Source organism: Nonomuraea sp. NPDC048892 (genome assembly GCF_040649735.1).
Classification (GTDB): Bacteria; Actinomycetota; Actinomycetes; order Streptosporangiales; family Streptosporangiaceae; genus Nonomuraea; species Nonomuraea maheshkhaliensis.
In genome coordinates this window covers 617,271-633,232 of record NZ_JBEZFZ010000001.1, presented here as the reverse complement: position 1 = coordinate 633,232, position 15,962 = coordinate 617,271, and the positions used below count along the sequence as shown (strand labels likewise).

The following is a 15,962-nucleotide window of genomic DNA, read 5'->3' as shown; positions in this document are numbered from 1 at the left end:
GGTTGAGGGTATGTCGAGCAACGATCTCGATGCCCTGCTGCGTGTGACCTCTAGCACCTATCGAGGTGATACGCCGCCTGACATCGCTTTCGGCACCTATGACGGCGCCGTGGGCCGATTGGTGCTGGCCGTGACGGGCAAGGGTGTCGCGGCGTGCAGCTTCGAGGCGGAAAACGACGTCTTCGAGCTGGTCAACAGGCATGTGGGCAGCTTCATCGGGCCCGAGGCGAGGCGGCTGGACCCGGTACGCAGAGAGCTGGACGCCTACTTCTCCGGGCGGCTGCGCGCGTTCACGCTGCCGGTGGATCTGGCGCTGGCGACGCCGTTCGCGCGTACGGTGCTGCAGAAGACGATGGCCGTCCCCTACGGCACGACCACGACGCTGGAGGAGATCGGCCAGAGCATCGGCCGGCCGCGCGCGCTGCGCGCGATCGGCAACGCGCTGTCCTCCAACCCCGTCTGCGTGATCGTGCCCTGCCACCGGGTGGTGCGCGAGGACGGCGCGCTCGGCGACTACGCGGGTGGGCCCGTCGCCAAGCAGCACCTGCTCAACGTCGAACAGCGGGCCGGCGCAGCGCCAGGCCGATGAGCAGCGTGACGAGCGCGGCCACCAAGGCCCCGCCGAGCGCGCCGTTCATCCACGTCTGCCGGGTGAAGCCGATGGCCTCGCGCAGGCTCGCCCAGATCCCGTCCCACGCTTCGACCGTCGGCGTCGAGGTGGTCAGCCAGTAGGCCACGAAGCCGAGCGCCCACGGCACCACCATCGACCAGCGTGAGGGCGCGTCCTCCGCGGTGTTCCAGCCGGCGCCGCGGCGCAGCACGAAGTAGTCCACGGCCAGCACGGCGAACATCGGCACGAACACGGCCCCGATCACGCCCAGGAACGCGCCGTAGGACGTGACGTCCACCAGCAGCGCGATCACCACGGTGAGCACGCCGATGAGCACGGAGAAGACGCGCCGGTCCATCCGCGGCAGCAGGTTCTGCAGCGACATCGTGGTCGAGTAGACGTTGGCGAAGGACTGGTCGGTCTCGCGCAGGACCAGGATGCCGAAGAACAGCGCGCCCAGCGGCATCGCCACGAACGGGCCGAACACCGCGGTCCCGTCGGCCTGCACCGCGGCGACGCCCGCCAGCGCCACCGCGTAGACGCCGAGCCCGAGGCAGGCGACCTGGGCCAGGGTGTAGCCGCCGACCACGCCGGTGAAGGCGGCCCTGCTGGAGCGCGAGTGGCGGGCGAAGTCCGCGGCCATGGGCACCCAGGACACCGACAGCGCGATCACGTAGTCGACCGCGGCGGGGAAGGCGGTCCACGTCCCGCCGGTCTGCGGGGGCGCCTCACGCAGGAAGAACACCGTGAACCAGACCATCGCGATGATCACGCCGACGGTGACGTACCGGCGCAGCAGCCGGATCGAGCCGAGCGGCCAGATGGTCAGCGCGGTGGTCAGCACCCCGGCCACGATCACCCACGCCTGGTACGGCACCGAGCCGAAGATCGCCGTGGCACCCTTGGCGATCACCCAGAGCTCGAAGGCGCCCCAGCCGAGCATCTGGACGATGTTCAGCACCGTCGGCACGTAGGAGATCCTGGCGCCGAACAGGCCGCGCAGCAGCACCATGGCCGGCTGCCCCGTACGGGTGCCGGGAATGGCCGACAGGCCCACCATGGCGGTGCCGATCAGGCTGCCCACCACCGTGGCGACGAGCGCGGCGCCCAGGGTGAGCGGGGCATCGCCCAGCGGGTTGATCAGGAACAGGGCGCCGGAGAAGCCGAGGAGGCTCACTCCGAGATTCGCCCAGAGCGCACCCTGATCGAGCACGCCCAGAGTCTTCGGCGCTTCGCCTTCGAGGGTCAGGGGGACTTCTTCGACGCCGTGCGACATCGCACACTCCCTACGCCGGCATTATCCGGACAGGTTCCGGCGGTCGGCAGCAGATGTGGCTGCCCTCTCAGCCCGGCACCCCGAGCTCCCGCGACGATATGTAATTTGCGCCCTCATCATGCCTTAATGACGGCAGAACCGCCATAGTGGGGGCCTTGTTACCGATTCAGGCGACGAACGGCTGTTGTCCCGTCTCGCTCACCATCGGCCGGCGGGAGAACTCCCACGACTGCATGCCGCCGCCGACGTTGATCGCTTCGCGCCCGAGCTGGTTGAGCCAGGCCGCGACCTGCATCGACCGGCCGCCCACGCGGCAGACGACGTAGACGGTCGTGTCGGCGGGGACCTCGTCGACCCGGCCCTGAATCTGGGTCATGGGGATGTGGACGGCCTGCGGCGCGTGGCCCGCCACCCATTCGTCCTGCTCGCGGACGTCGAGCAGGTAGGCATCGGCGGGAACGGCGCCCGCCTCGATCTCGGGAACGGTCATGACTCCATCATCTCGCGCCGCGCGTCGTAGGCGGCACGCGCCGCGGCGATCTCCTGTTGATGCGCCTCGGTCCACGTGACCAGGGACTTGATGGTCTCGTGCAGCGTACGGCCGAGCGGCGTCAGCGCGTAGTCCACCCGGGGCGGCACCACGGGGTGAACCGTGCGGCTGACCAGGCCGTCGCGTTCGAGCTGGCGCAGGGTGACGCTGAGCATGCGCTGGCTGACGCCGTCGATCTCGCGGCGCAACTGGGTGAAGCGCAGGCTCTGGCAGTCGAGCAGGGCGATGACCAGCAGCGACCACTTGTCCGCGATGCGGTCGAGGATCTGCCTGACCTCGCAGTCCTCCCGGGTGTCCCACTGCCAAACGTCGTAGTCGTCCATGGTGCCTTCGCGGTAACCGAGTGATTCGAAAGTGCCGTCTTCCATCGTCTTTCATGCTGACCCATGATGAGGACGGTTACAAGAGATAACCGATATGCAGAAAAGTAACCGGGGGTCTTGCGATGTCTGTTCCTGCCCGATCGTGGGGCGTGCTGATCGTTCTGTGCGGCGCCATCTTCCTTGAGGGCATCGACGTGGCCATGCTGAACATCGCCCTGCCGGCCATCAGGGCCGATCTGGGGCTGTCCACGGGCATGCTGAGCGGGGTCGTGAGCGCGTACGTGCTCGGCTACGGCGGTTTCATGCTGCTCGGCGGCCGGGCAGCCGACCTGCTGGGACGGCGGCGGATGTTCCTGCTCTGGCTGGTGGTGTTCCTGGTCTTCTCGGGGCTCGGCGGTTTCGCGAACGAGGGGTGGGTGCTGCTGCTGGCCAGGTTCGTCACGGGGGTGGCCGCCGCGTTCCTGACGCCGGCCGGGCTCTCGCTGATCACCACGACCTTTCCCGAGGGCCGGCTGCGCAACAAGGCCCTGCTCATCTACGCGGGCACGGCGGCGGGCGGCTTCGCGCTCGGGCTCGTGGCCGGCGGGCTGCTGACCGCGATCGGCTGGCGCTGGGTGTTCTTCGCGCCCGTGCTGATGTCGCTGCTCATCCTGATCGCCGCCGTCCCCCTGATCAGGGAGCCGGCCAGGGAGCACCGGCCGGCGGCCGGCGGGTTCGACGTGCTGGGCGCGGTGACGATCACGGGCGCGATGATGCTGCTGGCGTACGGCGTCGTACGTCTTGAGCACCCGGCCGACGGCTGGCCGCTCACGGTGGCGGCCTTCGCCGGCGGGCTCGCGCTGGTGGCGGCGTTCACCGCCGTCGAGCGCCGGTCGGCCAGCCCGCTCGTCCGGCTCGGCCTGCTGCGCTCGGCGCCGCTGATCCGGGCCAACGTGATGGCCGCCCTGCTCACGGCCTCGTTCTTCGGCTTCCAGTTCCTGGTCACGCTCTACCTCCAGGAGCTGCGCGGGTGGTCGACCGTGCAGACCGGCCTGGCCCTGCTGGCGGCGGCCATCGACGTGGTGCTCGCCCCGGTGCTCACGCCCTGGCTGGTCAACCGGTACGGCAGCGCCAGGGTCGTGCTCGGCGGCCTGCTGTCGGGCCTGCTGGCCTACGCGTTGTTCCTCGGGGTGGGGCTCGACTGGACGTACGCGGCCATGCTGCCCTCCATGCTGCTCATCGGCCTGATGTTCGCCTTCGTCTACGGCCCGGTGACCATCGTGGCCACGGACGGCGTCGCCGAGCACGAGCAGGGGCTGGCGGGCGGGCTGATCAACTCCTCGTTCCAGTTCGGGGCGGCGCTGGGCCTGTCGATGGTGACCGCGGTCAACGTGGCCGCCCTGGGCGGAGCCACAGACCCCGAGGCCGGGCTGGCCGCGATGCGGACGGCGCTGCTGGTGCCCGTCACGGCCACGCTGCTGGGCGCGCTCGTCGCCGTGAGCGGCCTGCGTACGCGAACGAGAGACTGCGCCCTCAGCGCCGCGTGAAGCCATCGGGGCACGCGGCCAGGAGGGGCCGGTCCGAACCGGCTATTTGAGAAGTTTGGACAGGCGGCGGTCGGCCAGCGGCTTGCCGCCTGTCTGGCACGTGGGGCAGTACTGGAGCGAGGAGTCGGCGAACGAGACCTCCCTGATCGTGTCGCCGCACACGTCGCACGGCTGCCCCGCCCGGTTGTGCACGCGCAGCCCCGACTTCTTCTCCGCCTTCAGGTCCTTGGCCGCCAGCCCGTGGGCCCGCTCGACCGCGTCGGCCAGCGTGGTGACGATGGCCTCGTGCAGGTCGGCGATCTGGGCGTCCGTCAGGCTCGCGGCGATCTTGAACGGGGACATCTTGGCGGCGTGCAGCACCTCGTCGGAGTAGGCGTTGCCGATGCCGGCGATGACCTTCTGGTCGCGCAGCAGCCCCTTGATCTGGGTGCGGTTGCCGCTCACGATGCGCTTGAGCGCCTCGACCGTGAAGGAGTCGGCGAGGGGGTCGGGGCCGAGGGCGGCGACGCCGGGCACTTGGTCCGGATTTTTCGTGACATAGACGGCGAGACGCTTCTGCGTCCCCGCCTCGGTCAGCTCGAACCCCGGCGCCAGGCCCTCGTCGTCGGGCGCCAGCCGCACCCGCACGGCCAGCGGCCCCTTGCCCGGCCGCACCGGCTTGGCCCCCGACAGGTCGTCACGCCAGCGCAGCCACCCCGCGCGGGCGAGATGGATGACCAGATGCAGACCGTCGCAGTCGAGGTCGAGGAACTTGCCGTGCCTGGTCACGCCGGTGACGGTCAGCCCGCCGAGCGCACTGACCGGCGGATCGAACGTCTTGAGCGCCTGGAAGGCGACCACGTCGACCCCCAGGACCGTGCGGCCCACCGCCCGCTCGCGCAGGAAGTGGGTGAGCGACTCCACCTCGGGAAGTTCGGGCATGCCCCCAGACTACGACGCGCCACCGACTGTTCTACGGCACGTCCCAGAAGGCCAGTTCATGCGCCATTCCCGTCCTGAACAGGGCCTCCGCCCGCGCCGGGTCCGGATCCACTTCGTCGATCATGCTCGCGATGCGCTCGGTCAGCGTCACGAACCCCGGGTCCGCGTACGTGTCCACCCAGGCCCGATATCTCGGCTCAGCAGGCGGATTCTCCGCCAATATCCGCCCGAGACTCGAATATCCCCACATGCACGGATAAAGGGCCACCAGCCCCTCCCCGTACGACGCCGCCGACTCCAGCAGGAACGTCGTGTACGCCGCGCACGCGGGGCCCTTCACCGCCCCCTCCAGATCGGCCCCGAACCCCGCCGACATAGACCGGTGCAGGCTCAGCTCGTCGTGGTAGGTGGCGTGCGCCAGATCCACCAGGTCGCCGAGATGCCCGTCGGGCGCCTGCCAGGCCAGCCGGACGAAGACCCGTACATAGTCCAGCAGGAACAGGTAGTCCTGCTCCAGCCACGACCGGAACACCTGCTCCGGCAGGTCGCCACGCCCGATCCCGGCCACGGTCGGATGCGCGAGCTGGTCCTGGAGCAGGGGCCGCCCGATGGCATGAAGCTTGTCGGAAATGCTCATGGTCAGGAGGTTAGTCGCGAAGCGCGGGCCCCTGACGAGGGCTCATCCGGCGTCCACGATCTCCTTCGGCACCGGCTTGTCCTCCTTCAGCGCGTTGAACAGCGCCAGCGCCTTGGTGCGATCCCACTTGACGGCCGTGCCGCCGCTCGGGACCGTCTCGTTGCCGCCGAACGGCACCACCGTGGTGACCGGGCTGTCGCCCATGGCCAGCCCCAGGGAGAGCATGTTGAACGCTCCCGTGCTGGAGTCGACCTCGACCGCGTCGGTGGCGCTCAACGCCAGCGGGATCGAGGTGAACGGGTTGATCAGCACGCCGGGGCTGGCGGCCTTCTTCACGACCGCGCCGAGGAACTGCCGCTGCCGCTTGGTGCGCTCGAAGTCGGGCAGCGCGCCGCCCTTGCGGGTGCGCACGTAGCCGAGGGCCTGGGAGCCGGTGAGCACCTGGGGGCCCTTCTTCAGCTTGAGCCCCGCCTTGGGGTCGTTGACGGCCGCGCGTACGTTGATCTCGACGCCGCCGACGGCGTCCACGATGTCCACGAAGCCCGCGAAGCCGATCTCCATGTAGTTGTCGACGTGCACCCCCGTCACCGTCTCCACGGTGCGGACCAGCAGCTTGGGACCGCCCAGCGCGTACGCCGAGTTGAGCTTGTCGCGGCCCCTGCCCGGGATGGTGACGGCGGAGTCGCGCGGCAGGCTGACCAGCGTCGGCTTGTCGCTGCCCTCGGGGATGTGCAGCAACATCATCGAGTCGGTGCGCTGCCCGGCGGCCCGCCCGGTGGCGAGCTTCTTGCGCTGGGCCGCGCTCAGCCCCTTGCGGCTGTCGGAGCCCACCAGCAGCCAGTTGGTGCCGGGGGTGTCGGCCGGGCGCCCCTCGTAGTCGTCGAGCACGCCGTCGATGCCGGCCAGCCGGGAGTCGATGTAGAAGAACATGCCGATCGCGGCCACCAGCAGCAGAACCAGTAACCCGGCCACGCCTCCCACGATGAGCTTCCAGGAGATCTTCCTGCGCGGCCGTCTCGGAGCCTGCTCGTCGGACTCGCCGGATTCGCTCCGCGACCCGAACGGCTTGACCGGGCTCCGGCCGGACCGCGCACGCCCGTAGACCCGCGACCGCGACCCCGGCGCGGAAGGCTCCTGGGAGCCCGGCTGCGCCCCGGACTGGGCCCCGGACTGGGCCCCGGGGGAGCCGGCGACGGGAAGCTTGTGCGTGGGCGCCGCGGCACCTCCGGCAGGCCCTCCCACGGGCCCTCCCACGGGCCCTCCCACTGGGCCTGCTCCGGGCATGCGATGCGCGGGCGCGCCACCGGAACGCGGCACGTCACCGGGCCGTGGTGGCAGCGGGCGGCCGTCGCCTGGTGAGCGCATCGCCCGCGTACGGTCGTCCTCAGTCACTTCGCCTACTTCCCTTCGCTTTGTCATAAACGCTACGTCGAACCCCTCAGCAGTGAAGACGTTCCGGCAAGGTTTTCCCACGGAAAAGTACGCGGAACTAGCTGAGAGTCACTGCGGAAACATAGATGCCGACAGCGTCGTTACGGTTATGGACGACGTCTATCGAAGGGATGATCGTGTCCGATCCGGACCCGTGGGATCTTCGCCCGTGCTCAGGCACGGGTTCCCCTGAGGGCTCACTCCGGTGAGCGCCTATCTCGGGCTGCTGGCCCTCCTGCTCCTCACCGCGGCGACCGGCTATTTCGTCGCCCAGGAGTTCGCCTTCGTCGCCGCCGACCGCTCCCTGCTGCGTGAGCAGGCCGCCGCCGGCGACGCCGCCGCCGAGAAGGCGCTGCAAGTGACCTCCCGCTTGTCCTTCATGCTCTCCGGCGCCCAGCTGGGCATCACGGTGACGGCGCTGCTGGTCGGCTTCCTGGCCGAGCCGGCGATCGCCGTCATCGTACGGCCGTGGCTGACCGACGCGGGCCTGCCCGACGCCATGATCACGGGTGTCTCCGTGGCCGCCGGCGTCTTCGTGGCGACGGTCGTGCAGATGGTCTTCGGCGAGCTGGCCCCGAAGAACCTGGGCATCGCCAGGCCGGAGCCGGTGGCCAAGTTCCTGGCCGGATCGACGCTGGCGTATCTCGCCGTCGTGGGCCCGGTGGTCAAGCTGTTCGACTCCGCCGCCACGGGCCTGCTCAAGCGGGTCGGCATCGAGCCGGTGGAGGAGGTGGAGCACGGCGCCACCCCCGAGGAGCTCTCCCGCATCATCGCGGAGTCGACGCAGGCGGGCGAGCTGCCGCCGCGGCTGTCGGACCTGCTGGAGCGGGCTCTAAAGTTCGGTGACCGCACGGCCGAGGAGATCATGGTCCCCCGCCCCAGGGTGGTGGCCCTGCGCAGCTCACAGCCCATCTCCGACCTGCTCGACGCCATGCGCACCTGCGGCCACTCCCGCTATCCGGTGGTGAGCGAGGACGGCGACGTCGCGGGCGTGACGGGCGTACGCGAACTGCTGGCCTCCGGCCTGGAGACCGGCGACGTCGCCCGCATCACCCGGCCCGCCCTCATGGTGCCGGACTCCGTCCCGCTGCCCGCCGTCCTCGACCGGATGCGGGTGGCGAAGGACGACATCGCCCTCGTCATCGACGAGTACGGCGGCCTGGCCGGCGTCATCACGATCGAGGACCTGGCGGAGGAGCTGGTGGGCGAGCTGGTCGACGAGAACGACCCGGAGCCCGCCGGAGCGGTGGAGCAGCCGGGCGGCGTCTGGGAGGTGCCGGGCACCCTCAGGCTCGACGAGGTCGAACGCGCGACGGGCCTCTCGCTGCCCGAGAGCGACGACTACGACACCCTCGCCGGCCTGGTGCTGGCCCGCCTGGGCCGAATGCCGAACCCCGGCGACACGGTAACGGTGCCGGTCACGCCGGACAACACAGATCCGTTCGCGGAAGAGGATCAGGAGCACCAGGCCGAGCTGACGGTCATGTCGCTGAACCGCCGGGTGCCCGAATGGGTGCGCCTGACTCCCATCCAGCACGCGGAGGCGACCCGCCGATGACCATGATCGTTCTCAGCCTCGCGCTGCTGGCGCTCAACGCCCTGTTCGTGGCCGCGGAGTTCGCCTTCGTCTCCTCAAGACGCCACCGTCTGGAGGAGATGGCGACGGGCGGCAACCGCCTGGTCAGGCTGGCGGCCAAGTCGGCGGCGGGCGGCAGCCGCCAGCTGTCCCTCATGCTCGCCGGCGCCCAGCTGGGCATCACCCTCTGCACCCTGGGCCTCGGCCAGGTGACGGAGCCGGCGATCGAGCACTATCTGGAGCCGGTCTTCGCGGCGGTCGGCATCCCCGAGGCGATGAGGCTCCCCATCGCCCTCACCCTGGCCCTGGCCTTGGTCACCTTCCTCCACATGGTGGTAGGCGAGATGGCCCCGAAGAGCTGGGCCCTCACCCATCCCGAGCGCGCGGCCCTGATCCTCACCTTCCCGTTCAGAGCCTTCACCACGGCCATGCGCCCCCTGCTCTCAGCGCTGAACGCGGTGACCAACCTGATCCTCCACCTCTTCGGCGTCCAGCCAAAAAACGAACTGGCAACGACCAGAACCCCCCGCCAACTGGCCCTGCTGGTAGGCGAATCAGGCCGAATGGGCCTCCTGGACCGAGCCGAGCACGACCTCCTCACCAGAGCCCTACGCCTGGACGACGAGGGCATAGAACGCCTCATGGTCCCCATAGACAGGGCGATCAAGGTCAAGGCAACAGCGACAGCGGCGGAAATCAGAAAGACAGCAGCAGGCAGCGCCCACCTCCGCCTCCTGGTGGAGAGCCCCACAGGCATAGACCACGCACTCCACGTAAGAGACGCCCTGCTGACCCCGGCAAGCACGGCAGGAGAGCTAGCCAGACCATTGCCCAAACTGCCCTGCACAACCCAGGTCCCGGAGGCGGTGACCACCCTCCAGGAGCAGCGATCCCACCTGGCCTTGGTAACGAATCAGGAGGGAACCGTCATAGGAATGGTCAGCCTCACCGACCTGGTGGGCGAACTCCTGGACACCAGAGCCGCTTAATTGTGACCTAACCCACAAAATGCCCGGGTGGCAGCAAGCAACCAGAAACCACCTTGCAACCACCCGGGCTCAAGCTCCGAAGGCGCCCACAGCCGTTACCAACAGGTGCCAGAAAAGAAAGACGCACCCTCTTGCCACCCTCCCCAACCTTCGCCAAGGTGGTGAAGCCAGCAACCGGCACATAGACGAAGACGCCCAGACGGGGGGCCAGGCATTCAAGCCGCGAGAGCTCTCCCAAGACCAGAAGGAAAGAACCACCCAATCCGGAACCCGAACGGGGTTGTGATGGGGGTCTGGGGCCTCCGGCCCCAGGAGCAAAGCGAAAACACTGGGGGTCCGGGGGTCACCCCCCGGTCAGACATGACGAGGGGACCCGAGGAAAGCCGACCAAAGGTCGGCGACCAAGGATCCCCAGTCACCGAGTGGGCGAGGAGGGATTTGAACCCTCACGTCCTTTCGGACACACGGACCTGAACCGTGCGCGTCTGCCGTTCCGCCACCCGCCCTTGTGGGTGCGGAAAGAACAGTAGCACGGAACAGTCACTGGTACTGAACCCGGATACGATCGCATAAGACACGGGAGCGGAGGAGCTGGGCGCGACAGCCGATGAGCGTCTGGAAGGCCGTGACGTGGGAACGAGCGGAAACCGGGCGCCGGAGCGTTTGGGGGCCGCGATCATATGCACGGAGGAAGGGAGGTACCCGGTGGGAGTCCTTCAGCGCTTCGAGCGAAGGCTCGAAGGCTTGGTTGAGGGAGCCTTTGCGCGGGCGTTCAAATCTGACCTTCAGCCGGTCGAGGTCGCCAGCGCGGTTCAGCGGGAGATGGATGAGCGTGCGGCGATCGTCGCCCAAGGTCGCACGCTCGTGCCCAACGACTTCGTGGTTGAGTTGTCCACGACCGACAGCGAACGGCTTGAGGTCTACGCCGACAGCATCAGCCACGAGCTGGCCAACCTCGCCAGGGAGTACGCCAAAGAACAGGGCTACTCTTTCGTGGGACCGGTCCGGGTCCGTTTCGAAACCGCAGGCGATCTGGCTGTGGGCTTGTTCCGCATCCGGTCTGGGGTCATCCGTGGCGCAACGGTGGAGCAGGACGAGATTCGCCAGCCGGCGAGCGACCTGCCTCCGTCGAGGCCGCACGCGTTCAACGGGCGGCCTCGGCTGCTCGTGTCCACCCAGGACGATCCGCAGGGTGACCGCTCTTACGAGCTCACCACTCCGGTGACCTTGCTCGGCAGGGGCACGGACTGCGATCTTCGTCTAGTCGATCCGGGCGTCTCTCGGCATCACGCGGAGCTACGTGTCGAGGGCCAACTGGTGGCCCTCGTGGATCTCGGATCGACGAACGGCACTTTCGTCAATGGCCAGCCGGTACGCAGGATCGAGCTTCAGAACGGCACGCGAGTGACTCTGGGGCGTACGACTCTGGTGTTCCGGCGCGATTAGGGGTAGACAGACGGTCCATGTCCGAGCTCACGCTGCTGCTGATCCGGCTCGCATTCCTGGCGGTGCTGTGGTTCTTCGTCATTGCCGCAGTCGGCGTGATCCGGACTGACTTGTTCGGTTCACGCACGGCCACCGCAGGCGCACTCAAAGCCGCGAAACCCGCCAAACCCGTGGCGAAGCCCAAGAGCAAGAAGGGCGAGCCACGCCAGCTCATCGTCACCGGTGGCCCCCTCCAAGGCACCACCATCACTCTCACGGAGACGCCCATCACCATTGGCCGGGCGAATGACGCCACGCTGGTAGTCACCGACGACTACGCTTCCAGCCGGCATGCCCGGCTCTTCCCTCAGGACGGTCAATGGATCGTGGAAGATCTTGGGTCCACCAACGGCACGTATCTCGACCGCTCGAAAGTCACCCGCCCGACCCCGGTGCCGCTCGGTGTTCCGATCCGCGTCGGCAAGACAGTCATTGAATTGCGCAAATGACCATCGCACTCCGCTACGCCGCCCGCTCGGACGTCGGCCTCCTCCGCGAAGGAAACGAGGACTCGGCGTACGCTAGCGGCCGCCTGCTCGCCGTCGCCGACGGCATGGGCGGGCACGCACACGGCGAGGTGGCGAGCTCAGTCGCCATCGCCGCCATGGCCTCTCTTGACGAGGCCCAACAGGGGGGTGACCTGCTCAACGCCATCGAGGCCGCGGTACGCGACGCCAATCGCAAGCTGCACGAGATGGTGGGGCGGGATCCCAGCCTCAAAGGCATGGGCACGACTCTCACGGCCATGCTCTGGCACGGCACCCAGGTCGCTCTGGTCCACGTGGGCGACTCGCGCGCCTATCTGCTGAGACGTGGTGAGCTGTACCAGATCACCCATGACCACACGCTGGTGCAGCAGCTCGTGGACGACGGGCGCATCACGCCGGAAGAGGCGGCCACCCATCCGCAGCGCTCGATCCTGCTGCGCGCTCTCGACGGCAGTGGCGAGGTCGATCCGGACCTCACGCTGCGCGAGGCGCAGATAGGCGATCGTTACCTGCTGTGCTCCGACGGCCTTTCCGGGGTGGTGAGCGCGGAGACGATGCACGCCACGCTCACCAACATCGACGATCCTGAAGAGGTCGTCCGCCAGCTCATCGATCTGGCGAACCGGGGTGGCGGGCCTGACAACATCACCTGCGTTCTGGCCGACGTGCTGGAGATCACCGACGGGCAGCAGGTGCCCGTGGAGGCCGCTGTGGTCGGCGCCGCGGGCATGACCAGGCTGCACGGAAGTCCGCAGGAAACCTCGCCGGGGCGAGCCGGCGCGGTGACCGCACCCCAGCCGGTGCTCACCGATGACGCGTTCGAGGAGCCGGTCGCCGAGGCGGCGCCCCGGCGCACCCGCAAACGTCGTCGGGTTTGGCCCGTGCTGGTCACCGTGCTCGGTGTGGGCGTCGTCGCGGTGGGCGTCGGCGGTTACTTTGGATATCAGTGGACTCAGGACCAGTTCTTCGTCGGCGCTAGGGGCGACGAGGTGGTCGTGTTCCAGGGGATACAGAAGGAGCTGGGCCCCTTCCCGCTCTTTCACGTCACCAAGGCCACTGGCAGGAAGATCTCCCAGCTGTCAGAGGCGGATCAGGCACTGATCAAGGGTGGCATCCCCGTCACCACCGAGGCCGAAGGCATCACGAAGATCAACGGTTTGAAGTTCACCGAAGAGCAGAAGGACAACGAGGAACCCCCACCCGAGGCGAGTGAGAGCCCGACTCCCACCGCCTCCGCCACCAAGACGAAACAGCGATAGATGAGCGAAGTCGCCGCCACCCCCGTAGCGATGCCCGCCAAGCGGCGCGTGGCCCAGTTGGTCATGCTCGCCCTGGCGGTCGTGGTCATCATGGGCGCCTACGCCAACGTGGGCCTGGCCGTCGACGGCCAGATCCCCGCCGGCATGCTCGCCTACGGGCTCGGGCTCGGCGCCCTGATGCTGGCCGCCTATCTCGTCCTGGCCAAGTTCGCCCCGTGGGCCGATCCGCTGATCCTGCCGCTGGTGACGCTGATCAACGGGCTCGGCCTGGTGATGATCTACCGGCTGGAGGCGGCCAAGATGGGCGGCGCCTCCACCAACAGCCAGATCATGTGGACCGCGCTCGGCGTCGTCATGTTCTCGATCACGCTGGTCGTGCTGCGTGACCATCGCATGCTGCAGCGCCTGACGTACACCGCGGGCGCGGTCGGACTGGTGCTGCTGGCGATTCCCGCGCTGCTGCCGGCCAGCCTGAGCGAGGTGCAGGGCGCGAAGATCTGGATCAGGATCGGCGGCTTCTCCATTCAGCCGGGCGAGTTCGCCAAGCTGGCGCTGGTGGTCTTCTTCGCCGGTTACCTGGTGGCCAAGCGCGACGTGCTGGCGCTGGCCGGGCGGCGGCTGCTCTTCATCGACCTGCCGCGGGCCAGAGACCTCGGCCCGGTGCTCGCCACGTGGGTGCTGAGCCTGCTGGTCCTGGTGTTCGAGAAAGACCTGGGCACCTCGCTGCTGCTGTTCGGCACGTTCATCGCGATGCTCTACATCGCCACGCAGCGCACCTCGTGGGTGCTGATCGGCGTCCTGCTGTTCGTCGGCGGCGCGTTCCTCGCCGGGCAGGTCTTCGACCACGTGGGGGCCCGCTTCGACTCCTGGCTCGACCCGACGAACGACGTCTACTACGGCAACGCCGACATCTGCCAGACCAGCCCGCCCGGCGACTCGATGTGCGGCAAGAGCTTCCAGATCATGCAGGGGCTCTACGGCTTCGGCGCCGGCGGCATCCTCGGCACGGGGCTCGGCCAGGGACACCCCTACCTGATCCCGCTAAGCTTCTCCGACTTCATCTTCGCCGCGACCGGCGAGGAGCTGGGCCTGACCGGCCTGATGGCGCTGCTCATGCTCTACGCGCTGCTGGTGCAGCGGGGCCTGCGCACCTCGCTGGCGGCCCGCGACCCGTTCTCCAAGCTGCTGGCGGGCGGCCTGTCGTTCATCCTGGCCTGGCAGGTCTTCATCATCGTCGGCGGCGTGACGAACCTGATCCCCCTGACCGGCCTGGTGACGCCGTTCATGTCGCAGGGCGGCTCGGCGCTGCTGGCTAACTGGATCCTTATCGCGCTCCTGGTACGCATGTCAGACGCGGCGCGCAGGCCCCCGCCCCAGGCGATCCAGAACGAAGGACTGACGCAGGTGTTCCAGCGATGAACCGGACATTGAAGCGCGCGGCCGTGGCCTGTCTGGCCATGTTCGCGCTCCTGATGGTCAACGTGAACATCATCCAGGCCGTACGTGCGGAGAACCTGCAGAGCGACGCCCGTAACCGGCGCAACTTCTTCGAGCGGTACGCGATCGAGCGGGGCCGCATCACGGCCGGCGGCAAGGTGATCGCCCAGTCGGTCGACACCGGCAACAAGGAGTTCCGCTTCGTCAGGAAATATCCTGACGCGAAGCTCTACGCCCACGTGACCGGCTTCTTCTCCCCCGAGAGCGCCGACGCGATCGAGTCGACCGAGAACAAGCTGCTCGACGGCTCCAGCGCCGACCTGCTGCTGCGGCGGAGCATCGACCTGTTCACGGGCGAGCCCACCAGGGGCGCCAACGTCGACCTGACGATCAATCCGAAGGCGCAGAAGGCGGCCTACGACGCGCTGCGGCAGAGCGGCAAGCGCGGCGCGCTGGTCGCGCTCGACCCGAAGACCGGCGGCATCCTGGCGATGGTCTCCCTGCCCACCTACGACCCCACCGAGCTGTCGGGCACGGACAAGGGCAAGGTGTTCTCCCGCTACGACGAGCTGGCCAAGGACAAGAGCCAGCCGCTGCTCAACCGGACCATCGCCCAGACGTACGCGCCGGGCTCGACGTTCAAGGTGGTGACGACGGCGGCGTACCTGGAGGACGACTCCTCGCGCGGCCCGGACACCACCGTGGAAGCCCCGCAGCGGCTGCCGCTGCCCAACACGAACATCAGCCTGCCCAACTACGGCGGTGCGGCCTGCGGCAGCGGCCAGGTCACCCTGGTCTACGCGCTGGAGAAGTCCTGCAACACGCCGTTCGGCTCGATCGGCATGGAGCTGGGCTACGACAAGATGAAGGAGCAGACCGAGAAGTTCGGCATGGGCGAGCCGGTCGCCGTGCCGATGCCGGTGGCCAAGAGCGACTTCGGGCCGAAGGAAGACCAGGCGGCCGTGGCCATGGCCTCCATCGGGCAGCGCAGCAACCGGATGACGCCGCTGCAGATGGCCATGATCGCCGCGGGCATCGCCAACGACGGCACCGTGATGAAGCCGTACCTCGTCAACAAGATCACCGACTCCAAGGGCGACGAGCTCGACGCGGCCGACCCCAAGGAGCTGACCACCGCCGTCAGCTCCGAGACGGCGGGCAAGCTGCGCGACATGATGGTGAGCGTCGTCTCCAACGGCACGGCCAACCTGGCGCAGGTGCCGGGCGTCCAAGTAGCGGGCAAGACGGGCACCGCGGAGACCAGTGACGGAAAGCCTCCGCACGCCTGGTTCATCTCCTTCGCGCCCGCGGAGGACCCGAAGGTGGCTCTGGCCGTCATCGTCGAGTCCGGGGCCGCCTCGGTCGGCGCGGAGGCGACCGGCGGTCACACCGCCGCGCCGATCGCAAAGGCTGTGCTGGAGGCGGTGCTGAACAAGTGAGTGACGGTAACCTGC

The 15,962-nt window shown here is 68.5% G+C and carries 15 protein-coding genes, 1 tRNA gene and 1 riboswitch; of the genes, 9 read left to right on the top strand and 7 right to left on the bottom strand.

The annotated features are described in order from the left end of the window. The first annotated feature begins 109 nt into the window (after positions 1-109). On the top strand, positions 110-589 hold the full coding sequence (locus AB0C28_RS03140; RefSeq protein WP_358072961.1) for a methylated-DNA--[protein]-cysteine S-methyltransferase: 480 nt from the start codon (positions 110-112) through the stop codon (positions 587-589). Here AB0C28_RS03140 and AB0C28_RS03135 read toward each other — a convergent pair. The 3 genes from AB0C28_RS03135 to AB0C28_RS03125 form a co-directional block, all read right to left on the bottom strand. Further along, positions 549-1,886, bottom strand: a complete 1,338-nt coding sequence (locus tag AB0C28_RS03135; RefSeq protein ID WP_358072960.1) for a cytosine permease — start codon at positions 1,884-1,886, stop codon at positions 549-551. The two genes, AB0C28_RS03140 and AB0C28_RS03135, sit on opposite strands and share 41 nt — an antisense overlap. Then, a riboswitch (TPP riboswitch) is annotated at positions 1,876-1,988 on the bottom strand. Its footprint overlaps the gene before it by 11 nt. Positions 1,989-2,052: 64 nt before the next feature. Next, a complete protein-coding gene (locus AB0C28_RS03130; RefSeq protein WP_357839282.1) occupies positions 2,053-2,376 on the bottom strand; it encodes a rhodanese-like domain-containing protein in 324 nt (107 codons plus the stop codon). Then, on the bottom strand, positions 2,373-2,804 hold the full coding sequence (locus tag AB0C28_RS03125; RefSeq protein WP_346102144.1) for a helix-turn-helix domain-containing protein: 432 nt from the start codon (positions 2,802-2,804) through the stop codon (positions 2,373-2,375). The genes AB0C28_RS03130 and AB0C28_RS03125 overlap by 4 nt, the downstream gene beginning before the upstream one ends. Positions 2,805-2,881: 77 nt before the next feature. On the opposite strand from AB0C28_RS03125, the gene AB0C28_RS03120 reads away from it, so the two are divergent. Continuing rightward, complete coding sequence (locus AB0C28_RS03120) at positions 2,882-4,285, top strand: MFS transporter (protein ID WP_357839286.1); 1,404 nt, start codon at positions 2,882-2,884, stop codon at positions 4,283-4,285. A gap of 42 nt (positions 4,286-4,327) precedes the next feature. Here AB0C28_RS03120 and AB0C28_RS03115 read toward each other — a convergent pair whose 3' ends face one another. From AB0C28_RS03115 to AB0C28_RS03105, 3 genes are read right to left on the bottom strand one after another with little or no spacing between them, the layout of a single operon-like run. Next, positions 4,328-5,206: a DNA-formamidopyrimidine glycosylase family protein gene (locus AB0C28_RS03115; RefSeq protein ID WP_358072959.1), complete on the bottom strand. Its 879-nt coding sequence runs from the start codon at positions 5,204-5,206 to the stop codon at positions 4,328-4,330. A gap of 31 nt (positions 5,207-5,237) precedes the next feature. Further along, a complete protein-coding gene (locus AB0C28_RS03110) occupies positions 5,238-5,843 on the bottom strand; it encodes a TenA family protein (RefSeq protein ID WP_358072958.1) in 606 nt (201 codons plus the stop codon). Positions 5,844-5,885: 42 nt separating this feature from the next. Next, positions 5,886-6,815 carry an LCP family protein gene (locus AB0C28_RS03105; protein ID WP_357839295.1) on the bottom strand — a complete coding sequence of 310 codons (930 nt, stop codon included), beginning with the start codon at positions 6,813-6,815 and terminating at the stop codon, positions 5,886-5,888. 664 nt (positions 6,816-7,479) lie between these two features. Here AB0C28_RS03105 and AB0C28_RS03100 point away from each other — a divergent pair. Beyond that, on the top strand, positions 7,480-8,832 hold the full coding sequence (locus tag AB0C28_RS03100; protein WP_357839298.1) for a hemolysin family protein: 1,353 nt from the start codon (positions 7,480-7,482) through the stop codon (positions 8,830-8,832). Further along, a complete protein-coding gene (locus AB0C28_RS03095) occupies positions 8,829-9,839 on the top strand; it encodes a hemolysin family protein (protein WP_357839301.1) in 1,011 nt (336 codons plus the stop codon). The genes AB0C28_RS03100 and AB0C28_RS03095 overlap by 4 nt, the downstream gene beginning before the upstream one ends. A 423-nt stretch (positions 9,840-10,262) precedes the next feature. Here the strand turns inward: AB0C28_RS03095 and AB0C28_RS03090 are convergent. After that, a tRNA-Leu gene (locus AB0C28_RS03090) sits at positions 10,263-10,345 on the bottom strand. Positions 10,346-10,544: 199 nt separating this feature from the next. Between AB0C28_RS03090 and AB0C28_RS03085 the strand changes: the two genes are divergently transcribed. Genes AB0C28_RS03085 through AB0C28_RS03065 form a run of 5 tightly spaced genes read left to right on the top strand, consistent with a single transcriptional unit; the run spans position 10,545 to position 15,947 of the window. Further along, positions 10,545-11,285: a DUF3662 and FHA domain-containing protein gene (locus AB0C28_RS03085; protein ID WP_106247387.1), complete on the top strand. Its 741-nt coding sequence runs from the start codon at positions 10,545-10,547 to the stop codon at positions 11,283-11,285. Between the two features lie 17 nt (positions 11,286-11,302). After that, the gene (locus AB0C28_RS03080) at positions 11,303-11,773 is read left to right on the top strand and encodes an FHA domain-containing protein (protein WP_346102131.1); all 471 of its coding nucleotides are present in this window, start codon (positions 11,303-11,305) and stop codon (positions 11,771-11,773) included. Further along, entirely contained in the window at positions 11,770-13,071 is a 1,302-nt protein-coding gene (locus AB0C28_RS03075) for a Stp1/IreP family PP2C-type Ser/Thr phosphatase (RefSeq protein WP_357839305.1), read from the top strand. The genes AB0C28_RS03080 and AB0C28_RS03075 overlap by 4 nt, the downstream gene beginning before the upstream one ends. Further along, the gene (locus AB0C28_RS03070; protein ID WP_357839307.1) at positions 13,072-14,490 is read left to right on the top strand and encodes an FtsW/RodA/SpoVE family cell cycle protein; all 1,419 of its coding nucleotides are present in this window, start codon (positions 13,072-13,074) and stop codon (positions 14,488-14,490) included. Next, positions 14,487-15,947, top strand: a complete 1,461-nt coding sequence (locus tag AB0C28_RS03065; RefSeq protein WP_357839311.1) for a penicillin-binding protein 2 — start codon at positions 14,487-14,489, stop codon at positions 15,945-15,947. The genes AB0C28_RS03070 and AB0C28_RS03065 overlap by 4 nt, the downstream gene beginning before the upstream one ends. The last annotated feature ends 15 nt before the right edge of the window (positions 15,948-15,962 follow it).

Coding starts and splice junctions, on each gene's coding strand:
- AB0C28_RS03135 (WP_358072960.1), bottom strand. CDS start 1,886: ATGTCGCACGGCGTCGAAGAAGTCCCCCTGACCCTCGAAGGCGAAGCG.
- AB0C28_RS03130 (WP_357839282.1), bottom strand. CDS start 2,376: ATGACCGTTCCCGAGATCGAGGCGGGCGCCGTTCCCGCCGATGCCTAC.
- AB0C28_RS03125 (WP_346102144.1), bottom strand. CDS start 2,804: ATGGAAGACGGCACTTTCGAATCACTCGGTTACCGCGAAGGCACCATG.
- AB0C28_RS03120 (WP_357839286.1), top strand. CDS start 2,882: ATGTCTGTTCCTGCCCGATCGTGGGGCGTGCTGATCGTTCTGTGCGGC.
- AB0C28_RS03115 (WP_358072959.1), bottom strand. CDS start 5,206: ATGCCCGAACTTCCCGAGGTGGAGTCGCTCACCCACTTCCTGCGCGAG.
- AB0C28_RS03110 (WP_358072958.1), bottom strand. CDS start 5,843: ATGAGCATTTCCGACAAGCTTCATGCCATCGGGCGGCCCCTGCTCCAG.
- AB0C28_RS03095 (WP_357839301.1), top strand. CDS start 8,829: ATGACCATGATCGTTCTCAGCCTCGCGCTGCTGGCGCTCAACGCCCTG.
- AB0C28_RS03080 (WP_346102131.1), top strand. CDS start 11,303: ATGTCCGAGCTCACGCTGCTGCTGATCCGGCTCGCATTCCTGGCGGTG.
- AB0C28_RS03075 (WP_357839305.1), top strand. CDS start 11,770: ATGACCATCGCACTCCGCTACGCCGCCCGCTCGGACGTCGGCCTCCTC.
- AB0C28_RS03070 (WP_357839307.1), top strand. CDS start 13,072: ATGAGCGAAGTCGCCGCCACCCCCGTAGCGATGCCCGCCAAGCGGCGC.
- AB0C28_RS03065 (WP_357839311.1), top strand. CDS start 14,487: ATGAACCGGACATTGAAGCGCGCGGCCGTGGCCTGTCTGGCCATGTTC.